At 53.1% G+C, this 11795-nt stretch carries 11 protein-coding genes; all 11 read right to left on the bottom strand.

The window, feature by feature from the left end:
- Positions 1–72: 72 nt before the first annotated feature.
- Complete coding sequence (gene rplW / locus ACTQ52_RS08240; protein WP_410042676.1) at positions 73–372, bottom strand: 50S ribosomal protein L23; 300 nt, start codon at positions 370–372, stop codon at positions 73–75.
- The gene (gene rplD, locus ACTQ52_RS08235; RefSeq protein WP_410042677.1) at positions 372–992 is read right to left on the bottom strand and encodes a 50S ribosomal protein L4; all 621 of its coding nucleotides are present in this window, start codon (positions 990–992) and stop codon (positions 372–374) included. Before rplD ends, rplW begins: the two co-directional genes overlap by 1 nt.
- 25 nt (positions 993–1017) lie before the next feature.
- The gene (gene rplC, locus ACTQ52_RS08230; protein ID WP_441226394.1) at positions 1018–1647 is read right to left on the bottom strand and encodes a 50S ribosomal protein L3; all 630 of its coding nucleotides are present in this window, start codon (positions 1645–1647) and stop codon (positions 1018–1020) included.
- A 52-nt stretch (positions 1648–1699) separates the two neighbouring features.
- The gene (gene rpsJ / locus ACTQ52_RS08225) at positions 1700–2017 is read right to left on the bottom strand and encodes a 30S ribosomal protein S10 (RefSeq protein ID WP_441226395.1); all 318 of its coding nucleotides are present in this window, start codon (positions 2015–2017) and stop codon (positions 1700–1702) included.
- Positions 2018–2645: 628 nt separating this feature from the next.
- Entirely contained in the window at positions 2646–3893 is a 1248-nt protein-coding gene (locus tag ACTQ52_RS08220) for a cell wall-binding protein (protein WP_441226396.1), read from the bottom strand.
- Positions 3894–4195: 302 nt separating this feature from the next.
- Complete coding sequence (locus ACTQ52_RS08215; RefSeq protein ID WP_410042681.1) at positions 4196–5206, bottom strand: class I SAM-dependent methyltransferase; 1011 nt, start codon at positions 5204–5206, stop codon at positions 4196–4198.
- Between the two features lie 7 nt (positions 5207–5213).
- Complete coding sequence (locus ACTQ52_RS08210; protein WP_441982326.1) at positions 5214–6527, bottom strand: acyltransferase family protein; 1314 nt, start codon at positions 6525–6527, stop codon at positions 5214–5216.
- A gap of 168 nt (positions 6528–6695) precedes the next feature.
- Positions 6696–7910, bottom strand: a complete 1215-nt coding sequence (locus tag ACTQ52_RS08205; protein ID WP_441982325.1) for a ribose-phosphate pyrophosphokinase — start codon at positions 7908–7910, stop codon at positions 6696–6698.
- 186 nt (positions 7911–8096) lie between these two features.
- Positions 8097–9068: an ATP-binding protein gene (locus ACTQ52_RS08200; protein WP_441982324.1), complete on the bottom strand. Its 972-nt coding sequence runs from the start codon at positions 9066–9068 to the stop codon at positions 8097–8099.
- Complete coding sequence (locus ACTQ52_RS08195) at positions 9043–9852, bottom strand: DnaD domain protein (protein ID WP_441982323.1); 810 nt, start codon at positions 9850–9852, stop codon at positions 9043–9045. The genes ACTQ52_RS08200 and ACTQ52_RS08195 overlap by 26 nt, the downstream gene beginning before the upstream one ends.
- Before the next feature lie 526 nt (positions 9853–10378).
- Positions 10379–11782 (bottom strand): UDP-N-acetylmuramate--L-alanine ligase, encoded by a 1404-nt coding sequence (gene murC, locus ACTQ52_RS08190; protein ID WP_410042686.1) that lies wholly within the window; start codon positions 11780–11782, stop codon positions 10379–10381.
- Positions 11783–11795: the final 13 nt, after the last annotated feature.

Genomic DNA, 11795 nt, shown 5'->3' with positions numbered 1-11795 from the left:
ACTTATTTTCTCCTTTTTACTAGTCACGTATAATAGAGAATTTTTCACGTGACGTACTATGCTATCTGTAAATTAAAGGCCCTTGAAAATCTCGATTTCCTTGGAATCCTCAGTTAAAGTAACGATAGCCTTCTTCGTTGCAGCTGTCTTGCCGAGCTTGAGACCTCTTCTCTTGGCCTTGCCGTCAGCGTTCATCGTATTTACAGCCTTTACCTTTGTACCCTCGAACATCTTCTCAACGGCCTCACGAACCTGAGCCTTGGTTGCGTCCGGATTTACAAGGAATGTATACTTCTTGGATGCCATCTCGCCCATGGACTTCTCAGTGATAACCGGGCGGAGAATAACGTCGTAATACTTAATGTCTGCCATTATGCGTATACCTCCTGGATCTTCTCTACAGCTGCCTTCGTAGCAACTACAGTCTGGTACTTAAGAACGTCGTATACATTGAGCTCGTTCACACCGGCTGTCTTGATGTCAGCGATGTTTCTAGCAGAAAGAACGGTGTTCTTATCGTTCGAATCAAGAAGAACGAATGCCTTCTCAACCTTGAGTGCATCCAGCATAGCCTGGAAGTTCTTGGTCTTGATCTCGTCGAACTTGATCTCATCAACAACGATGAGCTTGTTCTCCTGAACAGCGTTGGTGAGTGCAGACTTAAGAGCTGCTCTCTTCTCCTTCTTGTTCATGGTTGTTGTATAGTCACGTGGTACCGGTGCGAATACAACTCCGCCGCCCTTCCACTGCGGTGCTCTGATGGAGCCCTGTCTTGCATGACCTGTGCCCTTCTGTCTCCAAGGCTTTCTTCCGCCTCCGGAAACCTCTGCACGAGTTAATGCCTTCTGTGTGCCCTGACGCTTGTTTGCAAGCTGAGCAACAACTGCGAGGTGAAGGAGATGCTCATTGATCTCAACGCCGAATACGGCATCGTTAAGATCCATCTTTCCAACTTCCTTGCCCTGCATATCAAATACTGATACGTTAGCCATTTATGTGTTCCTCCTTTCGTACGTTTCAGGCCTTCACTGCTTCTCTGACAGTTACAAGAGCCTTCTTAGGTCCCGGTACAGCTCCCTTTACAAGAAGCAGGTTGTTCTCAGCATCTACCTTAACGATGGTAAGATTCTGAGTTGTAACCTTTACAGCACCCATGTGTCCTGGCATTCTCTTGCCCGGAAGTACACGTGAAGGTGTTGCGGAAGTACCATTGGATCCTGCGTGACGGTGGAACTTGGAGCCGTGGCCCATCGGTCCTCTGGACTGGCCATACTTTCTGATAGCGGACTCGAATCCCTTACCCTTGGAAATAGCGGTAACGTCGATCTTGTCGCCCTCAGCGAAGATGTCAGCCTTGATCTCGTCCTTAACGTTGTAGTTCTCAGCGTCCTCAAGTCTGAACTCCTTCACAAATCTCTTGCAAGGAACACCAGCCTTGTCGAACTGACCCTTCATAGGCTTGTTTACGAGATTCTCTCTCTTATCCTGGAAGCCTACCTGGATCGCTGCGTAACCGTCGTTCTCAACAGTCTTAACCTGTGTAACAACACAAGGACCAGCCTGAAGTACAGTTACTGGAATTAACACGCCATCTTCGTTCCAGATCTGTGTCATTCCTACTTTTGTTGCTAAAATAGCTTTCTTCATGTGTTCTCCTTTCTACAGCGGAGCCCGATTTCTCAGACTCATACTAGAATCATTACTTGTTCTTCATCTTGATATCGACATAAACGCCAGCCGGCATCTCCAGTCTCTGAAGAGCATCCATGGTCTTCTGGTTCGGACTGATAACGTCGATAAGTCTCTTGTGTGTTCTCTGCTCGAACTGCTCACGAGAGTCCTTGTACTTGTGTGTAGCACGAAGGATGGTTACGATCTCCTTCTTTGTCGGAAGTGGAACCGGACCGGATACCTGTGAACCCGTCTTCTTGCAGTTCTCCACAATTTTTGCGGCTGACTCGTCTACAAGGACGTGATCGTAAGCCTTAAGTGTGATTCTCATTACTTGACTTGCCATAAAAAAAGTCGCCTCCTATCGGTGATTTGACGATAAGTCGGTGACTGTACATTAACGCGCACACCTGTCCCATGTGAGATAAAGGATCGATCTGCGCAAATCCATCTGCTGTTTGATGGATTAAATTGTAGTACAGTGACCTGCCGTCAGTTTCTAAACTAGACATTCGCTCCCTGAAGTTCTCTTACATGACTTATACTTGGTTGCCGTCTCAACTCTCAGGCGGAGCCCGGAGGCTCACTGGATCCAAAGGATACTGTTGTACGGATCTTGGCTTTCGTCCATGCAAGCAATCTTCATTTCAACGCTATCATGTCACAGCGTGTACAAAGATAACACACATGCTTTTTTATTGCAAGCAATTTTTCTGAAAACGTGTATAAAATCCGATACACGTTTCCACACTGCCGTGTGTATCACGATATAATGTACAGCACAGCAGGTAACCACCTCGCCGTGCGTGTCATATCATACCATCTGTTTTTCTGAATTGCAAGACCTTTTTTGATCGCAGTTCAGCGGGGACCCGGACTGCAAATGAACGAATGCAGCCATCTGTTCTATACCAGAAGAGAGCCCGCTCCTTTCGGAAACGGGCCCTCTTCTATATAGAAAGGAAATCTCATCCTCAGTCGATGTCATCGACATCCGGCGGAGTCGCGGTCATCGCCTCGAGGCTGCCATCGAGGTTTGCCTTCAGCGTACCGTCGGCATTAGTCGATACCTTATTACCATCCGCATCGCGGAGATTTGTTTTACTCTTCATGACCAATCCAGAGTAAGAGATGACGTAGTTCTTTCCATCTACGTAGCAGGTCTGGTACTTCGCACTCTGATCCGCCTGCTGCAGTCTGCCCTCATAATAGAGGTAACCGTTCTTCACGCCGGTGTAGCCGCGGCCGTTGCTCTCTGCATAGTAAGTGATCTTATCGCCATCCGCCTCAGTCATCACGAAACGTCCGGTCTTTACCGAGCAGTCTGCCCTGCTGGATCCACAGTAGTAGTAATGCACGCTTGCGTCGGTCGTCGTGGAGCCCTTCTGCATGCCATATACCGGATTTCCCTTTTCGTTGAAGAGGTACTTCTTACCGCTGATCGACTGCACGAGGAAGTTTCCGGTCGTTCCAGCTGCCGGTCGTCCATTCGAGCGGAAGTAGAAATACTCTACATCACCGCTGGCGAGACTCTCATCATAGGAGCCGTCGCTGTTCTGCGGTCCGGTCGTCGTATACCAGGTGTTCTCGATCAGCTGGCCCTGCTTGAAGTGATCGTCGGTTTTCATCGCGAAATACATGTATCCGCTGATCTCCGGGGTCGTATCCTGTACCTTCGACCATCCGAGCTGCATCACGCCATTCTCATCGAAGCCGTACTTGAGGCCATTGATGGTCTTTACGGTAACGTTATAGCTGTCAGACGCGTACTTTTTATTCGTTCCAGTGGCGAAGAAATACCAGGCTGCATGATTCGTGCTGTAGTTCACATCGTCCTCATAGAAGCTCTGGTCCTCCTCCGGAATCGTCAGGTACTGCCAGCCTGAAACAGCGGCACCTGTGTTCGGATTGCAGTAGTAGCTGTTTCCATCTACCCAGCCGGTCTGCATCACACCCATCTCATCGAAGTAGTAGCGATAGCCGCCGACGGTCTGCCAGCCGCCCTTTTTCAGGGTGCCGTTCCCGGTAGCGTAGTACCAGATCACCTGACCGTTGCTCTCCGCCTTGATCCAGGCGTTCGCCGCCACGGTTCCGTTATCCTGCATATATACCGGCTCGCCGCTGGTGTTCGTCGTCCAGCCGGCCGCAAATGCACTCGTCGCGGAAATCACCGCAAGCGCACCGGCTGCGATCAGAAGTTTTCTAAGCTTTTCTTTCATCATATCGTATCCCTCCGGACCCGGCTCTACCGGCCCCAACGCCTGTGGATGCACTGGCTCCGGTCGCCGCCGTCCTCTTTCGGACCGGATGTATGCGCTCGTGTGCGCCTCACCGGACGATTTTCCAGTCTGCATCATACTTATGCTATAATAATAGCCTTTCACTCATGCAAATGCAATTTCTATTCCATGAAGAATACTGAATAATCCCGGCGAAATGCTTACGATTCTCTTACATTCACACGCGTCACCGTGGCTTCGTTCGTCACGCCTACCGCCTTCGGCCAATGCTGTTTTCTCTACTATTATGACTTTTCGCAGCTTTCCCAGCGGCCGCTGCAGCCGCATGGCAGCACGAGTCCGGTTTCCGTCACCGGCAGGCCAACCTCTTCCGAGTGGATCACACCGCCGAGGCGTGCACGGATCGCCGTGCCGAGCATATAGCTCATGACCGCCGGCTGCAGTCCGGTCGTGTAGGAATTGATGAGGAAGAAGATGCTGTCTTCTGTCAGCAGCTTCGCCGCCTGTTGCACGAGCGGATAGACCGAATCCTCGATCTTCCAGATCTCCCCCTTCGGTCCACGACCATAGGATGGCGGATCCATGATGATCGCGTCATAGGTATTTCCACGGCGGATCTCACGCTCTACGAACTTCATACAGTCGTCGACGAGCCAGCGGATCGGCGCATCCTTGAGATGGGAGGCCTCTGCGTTTTCCTTCGCCCACTGCACCATGCCCTTCGAGGCGTCCACATGGGTCACCTGAGCACCAGCCGCGGCCGCGGCCAGGGTCGCACCGCCCGTATAGGCAAAGAGATTCAGCACCTTCATCGGACGGTCGATACCTGCCTGCTTCCGACGCTCCACTTCCCCGAGGATACGATCCGCGAACCAGTCCCAGTTCGCCGCCTGCTCCGGGAAGAGACCGGTATGCTTAAACGTAAACGGCTTCAGGTGGAAGGTCAGGGTGCGTTTTTCTATAGGAAGCTTCTCGAGCTGTGCATAGACCGGTGCCGTCGGGCAGTAGGTCGCACGCACGTCCGGCTTCAGGGTCGAGGCGGCCGCATCCGCGCCACCGAGCACGTAGGAAATCTTCCACTGCTTCGGAAGATCGAAGAACTCCCACTCGCCGCCGCCCTTGTTCGAGCGATGATAGTGGCCGTTCAGCTTCTTCCAGTACGGATTCCGGAAGGGTGTCTGCCAGATAACCTGTGGATCCGGGCGACGGAGGATATACTTCCCCCAGCGCTCCAGCTTGTCGCCGTTTGATGTGTCGATAACCTCATAATCTTTCCAATGATCTGCAATAAACATAGAACTCCTATCGTCCTCCGCTGAGAATTTTCCACTGCAGCGGCAGGTACCGTTTCAGTACACGCTTCAGCCCATACGCGGCCGCGACAGCGACCACCGGGGTCAGCAGGTACAGCGCGAGGCGCACCGCTTCTCCCCATCCGTCGTACGGAATGCCCAAGTACTGTATCATATAATACTGTGCGCGCGCAATCGGATAATGCACTGCGTACAGAAAGAAGCTGTTTTTCATATAGGGTTTCGCTTCCGGCAGACGGTCTCCGGGCAGGACGAACCAGACGCCGAGCACGAGCAGCAGTCGTCGCACGATCGCGACGAGCGCCTGCGGACCACTCCCGGACAGTGAAAGCACAAACAGTGGAAGCTGCTGAAGGCACTTTCCGATCCAGCGCGCCAGTGCCCCTCCGCTCATCAGGTAGGCCGGCATCGACATCCGCGCGATGCCGCTCCCATCATAGAGCACGAAGCTCATCAGCTTCGCCGGGGTCAGGATCTGCAGCAGCCATGCCAGCAGCAGGAGGCCAATGCCGGCGATGCGGCACCCTCTCTCCATGGAGCTGCGACGCTGACGGGCGTTCGCTGCCACCGGCAGGACGACGATCTCCGCCTCCCCTTTCACCTTTCCAGGCATCGCCTTCCGGAGAAGCCGGGCGTCCGCTGCGGCGCCTTCGAACAGCCCCCGTCCATGACAGGCGAACAGGGCGCCGACGCCATAATAGATGAGGGCGTCTGCATTGACCAGCGGGAGCGTGGCGCCTGCACCGATCGCGGTGGCGAGCAGGAGAAGTGACAGAAGCATCACGAACGCGTTCCGGAGCAGCAGGTAGAGCAGCGGCGCGAGGAGCGTCAGCAGCATCAGCTGGTACATATACCAGAAGGTCGGATTACAGCTGTGGTTCGCAGCAGCCTCACTCATCGCCGTGAGGGAGAAGTGTCGGCGGCCGCTCAGCACGTAAGCGAGGTACCAGAGCACATTCCATGCACCATAGGGTACGAGCAGCGACCAGACCCGCTCCTGCCACTTCCGCCCGATATCCCGGAAGCCGTGCAGTGTCCGGAAGAAGAGGTAGCCGGAGACCAAAAAGAAGCCCGGCACCGCCATCTGCCCGAGGGCGTTCGACAGAAGATGCTCGACGTGGCCGGCGATGCCGGTGATGCCGGCAAGCTCTGCGCCGGTATGGTCCGCGGTCAGGATCATCGAGCTGAGCGTCGTGTTGTCGATCGCGAGGTTTACGCTGTGAATCAGGACGACGAGCAGGGACATCAGGAAGACGAACCAGTTTATTTTATTTCGAAATCTGTTTTCTTGTGTCGGATTCATAGCCTTTATTTTACATAGAAAAAGAGCCGCCTGCAACGGCGACTCTTTCGTATATCGATCCATATATCGGTCAGCGGATCCTGTGGATCGGAACGTCTTTTGATACACACCGCCATCTCCGGGCAGTTGATTCAGTATCACGTCCGAACACGGCACAATCCATGCGTTTTACAGTGGAAGCTCCATCTGCTGGGTCATCTCCTCGCGATGTGCTCTGTAGGCAGCGACCTTATCGTTGATTTTCTGGCTGGAATCCAGGATCGAGGAGATCGACATATCATGATTCAGGTTGTCGATGATGAGGGCGATGTACTTCGCCATATCGACGCTGATGTACCACGGCTTCGTCAAAAGCTCCGGCTGCTGGTAGATCAGGTTCGTGGTGAAGACACCGTTTAAGGTGCCGTTTGCGTACGCCTGGTCGAACTTGTTGAAGCCGGAAGTGAAGAGACCGAAGGTGCAGCATGCGAATACACGTCTCGCCTTACGCTCCTTCAGCTCCTTGGCCGTATCGATGAGGGACTCACCGGAGGAGATCATATCGTCGATGATAAATACATCCTTACCCTCTACGTCTGCGCCGAGGAACTCATGGGCCACGATCGGATTACGGCCGTTGACTACCTTTGAGTAGTCACGTCTCTTATAGAACATACCCATGTCGATGCCGAGCACGTTTGCGTAGTAGATCGCACGGCTCATACCACCCTCATCCGGAGAGATGATCATCATGTGGTTCTTATCGATATCGAGGTCCTCTACATGTGCGAGGATCGCCTTGATGAACTGGTAGGAGCAGGAGATGTTGTCAAAGCTGTCCTGCGGGATCGCATTCATGACACGTGGATCATGTGCATCGAAAGTGATGAAGTTCTCCACGCCCATCGCATGAAGCTCCTGGAGCATCATCGCGCAGTCGAGGGACTCACGTCCGGTACGCTTGTGCTGGCGGGACTCATACATGAACGGCATGATGACATTGATGCGCTTCGCCTTGCCGGTCGTCGCTGCGATGACGCGCTTCAGATCACTGTAGTGATCATCCGGGGACATGTGGTTCACCTGGCCGAACAGGCTGTAGGTCTGTGCATAGTTCATGACGTCAACCATCAGATACAGATCCACGCCACGTACGGTCTCGAGGATGTTCGCCTTCGCCTCACCGGAGCCGAAGCGGGACACCTTCGCCTGTACGATATAGCTGTCCTTCTGGTAACCGTTGAACGCGATGGTCTCCTTGTGATCACTCTCACGCTGGGTACGCCATGTAGAAAGATACTCATCGACCTTCTGGCCCAGTGGCTGGATCGAATCGAGCGGCATCAGCGCCAGTGGTCCCACCGGGATACGCTCAATAAACTCTGAAGTTCTGGAATCTGACATTTCTCTCTCCTCCTTAGAAACGTTCCAATCTCAAATCAACCTTCTTTATATATGTAAACAGTCATGACTGTCAACATTTTTTTACCATACATTCTATAACTACAGCTTTTTCCATAACAGTACAGACAGAGGACCCGGTGGGCGGTAGCTTTTTCCACCTATCCCAGAGGCCTATGGGCTTTCGGTTCAGCGCAGCCTCTGGTCCACTCCGTAGAGCGGGATGTAGTCGTACTCCGCCATGATACGGGAGACGATACGATCAGAATAACGGTCCTGCATCGCCCGGAAGTTCAGATTCGTCGAAATCATCACGGACTTGTGCAGTACCATCCGCTGATTCAGCACATAAAAGAGACGCGAGGTCGTATAGCTGTTGTTCATCTCCGTACCGAGATCGTCGATCACGAGGAGATCGCAGTTCAGGATCGCATCCTCTGTTTCCTCCTGCTCCTCCACATCATGCCGGAGCGCTCTCGAAAAGCTGTCGAAGAGATCCGTGCTGGTGAAGTAGATCACCGAATGGTAGCTGTCCATCAGCGCCTTCGCCACACAGTTGATGAGGAAGGTCTTTCCGGTACCCGGATTTCCCATCAGGATCACGTTGCCGTGCCGCTCATCGAAGTTCTGCGTCCAGTCCAGCAGCAGATTCCGGACCTCCGCCATATACTGACGGTTCGTCTTTCCGCCCGCACCATCGATCAACTCCCGATCATCGAAGCGTGTGAGATCGAAGTGATCGAAGTTCTGTGTTCGTACGATACGCCCAAGATGGGACTGCTGATAGATAAACTGCATCTGCATATTTTTGAAGCAGTGACACTTCTCTCCACCGATGAAGCCGGTATCCTGGCAGTCCGGACAGGTATACTGCATCTCGAGATAGTCTGCCGGGAAGCCGTTTCGCACGAGCAGATCCTTCTTCTCCTCGCCGATGGCGCGGATATGGTCCTTCAGGTTCCGAAGCTCCTCCTTCTGTCCCTCGCGCATCAGCTGGAGCGTGCGCCCCGCCTCTGCGCGCACAGAAGCCTCCAGAGCCTTCAGCTCCGGAAGCTTCTGATACGCGTCCTTTTTCCGTGCCTCGAGATGCAGCGCATCCTTCATCCGACGGACGTCATAGACGTGCATGATTTGATTATACTGTGCATTCGTGAGTGCCATTCTTCATCCTGTCCAGCACACGCTTCTGTGCGATGCTGTCATAATCGATTTCTGACTTTTCGATGTTAAGGAACTTGTTGTTTCTGGAGCTGGAACCACGGGGCTTCTTTTTCGTCTTCTTCTCTTCGAAGGACCTGATCAGCTCCCGTGCCTGTGCCAGCGTGACGATGCCCTGCTCGTGCCAGTTGATCGCGACAGCCTGCAGATACTTGCTGGTCGTCTTCTTGATGCTCGCACAGTACTCAAGCAGATACTCGATGACATCTGCCTGCATGTGGAGATCTTTATACATATACTGAAGCGTCTCCACCTGACGGATGCTCGGAAGTGTCGGCAGCACATGCTTCGCCACAAACAGAATACCGGCGAACTCCTCGTCATCGAACACATCATCGACGGTACCGGAAAGCTTCTCGAGCTTCTGCTCGGCCTGCTCCATCGCCTGTGCCGGAATCGCGGTCGAAACAGCCGCCGCAGCGCTCTGCGCCTCTGCTTCCGCCTCCATATCGCAGGTCTCGCGGAGCTCCTCGCGAACGAGGGCATCGGTCCCCGCCTTAAAAACGCCCTGCTTCTCCCAGTAGCGCACGGCACGCTCGATATCACCGTCGGTCAGGTTCAGTGCATCCGCCGCATCCGTCACCGTAAACTGCTCTCCCTTATGCCGAAGCATCAGAAGATATACTTTTATATAATCCCCGTTCGCCGATCCCAGATACTTATCCAGAAAATCGTTCGAAATACAGGTCGCATGTACCGCAAGGTTATCAACAATATTTGTGCCCATCTCAACTACCCGGTTCTATCTACATTCCGTGATACGGAAATCTACAGTTAAAAAAATCCGATGCAAAATCGATCACGCAGACGTCGTTCTCAGGGTACGCGCCCACCGCAATGCCCGGTGGCAGAACCACCGTTTGCTTCGGTGAAATGATGATAACACAGGGTGCAAAGCTCTTCAACCGATCCAGTCCACAACTTTATCCACCTAAGTTATCCACATCGCGGTGGATAATGTTCACAGCTGAAAAGTCAAGACCTACATCTCGATTCTAAATTGTTTACAATTTTATTGCAATGTGTAAAAGCGCGTAAAATCGATGTCAAGAGCGGCAGCGGATTGTATTTAAATAGTACAATCCGGTGTTTATCCACAGCATAGCGGTGGATTTCCATTAATATCTGTTGATGAAAACTTATTTCTTTTTGGCAAACGCTTACATTTTCAGTCGGATCTGGCAGGTGGCCCGGCGGGATTCGTAATACAAAATGAGGCCAGAACCCGCGTAAGGGGTTCTGGCCTCGTCTGATCAGGCTTCTTCCACGATGGCACCCGGCTGCTTCAGCAGGTCGTCGCCGACCTTATAGATGTCGCCCGCGCCCATCGTAATCAGGACATCCCCCTCCTCTACATGCTGCAGGAGGAAGTCCTCGATGTCTTCAAACTTCGGAATGTAATATACATTTGTATTCTGCTCGAGCATATGCTTCCGCAGATCATCGGAGCTGATGCCGATGGTGTTCTTCTCTCGTGCCGCATAGATGTCCGCCAGCACGATCTCATCCGCCTGGCTCAGCGCGCCTGCAAAATCATCCAGCAGCGCCGCCGTACGACTGTAGGTATGCGGCTGGAATACGATCCAGAGCTTCCGGTGCGGATACTTCTTCGCCGCCTCGATGGTCGCTGCGATCTCCTGTGGATGATGCGCATAGTCATCGATGATGGTGAAGCCGTTCACACTGCCCTTCTTCTGGAATCGGCGATCTGTACCGGTGAAGCGCTTCAGACCACGCAGGATCGTCTCCATCGGGATATCGAGAGAGCGAGCGACGGCAACCGCCGCAAGCGAGTTATAGATATTATGCTCGCCGGTAACGCCGAGCTCCACCTGTGCCAGCTCTTCGCCCTTATAGAAAAGGGTATAGCTCGGGTGTGCGAACTTATCGTAGCTGATGAAGTTTGCCGTATAGTCTGCATCCTTCTCGTGTCCGAAGGTGACTACCCGGCACTTCAGCGCCTGCGTGAAATACTCACTGTGCTTGATGTCCTTATTGATCACCAGCAGGCCATCCTCCGGCAGCTTCTCTGCGAAGAGCTTAAAGCTGTGACGAATATCATCGATGTCCTTAAAAAAGTCGAGGTGATCGGCTTCGACGTTCAGGATGACCTCGATGGTCGGGAAGAAGCTGAGAAACGAGTTCGTGTACTCACAGGCCTCCACGACGAAGGTCTCCTGTCCACCGACGCGGATGTTTCCACCGATGTCCTTCAGCATGCCGCCGACAGAAACGGTCGGATCCTTATGCGCCTCGAGCAGGATCTCCGTGATCATCGAGGTCGTGGTCGTCTTTCCATGGGTGCCCGAGACATTGATCGCCTCCTTATAGTTCCGCATGATCTCACCGAGAAGCTGGGCCCGGGTCAGCATCGGGAGATTCTTCTCCTGTGCGGCTCTGAACTCCGGGTTATCCGGGTGAATCGCCGCCGTATAGACGACGACGTCGATGTCATCTGTGATGTTCTCTGCCATCTGCGGATAGTGGACCACCGCGCCCTGCGCTGCCAGCTGGTCGGTCAATGCTGACTCATGGCTGTCAGAGCCGGACACCGGAAACTTCCGTGAGAGCAGGATCTCGGCGAGACCGCTCATGGAAATACCGCCGATACCGATGAAATGAACGTGTACAGGCTTATCAAACTGAATCTGATACATATATTCTCTACCT

It is taken from the genome of Oribacterium sp. Sow4_G1_1 (assembly GCF_052116105.1).
Lineage (GTDB): Bacteria > Bacillota > Clostridia > Lachnospirales > Lachnospiraceae > Oribacterium.
This window is presented reverse-complemented; position numbering and strand designations above follow the sequence as displayed.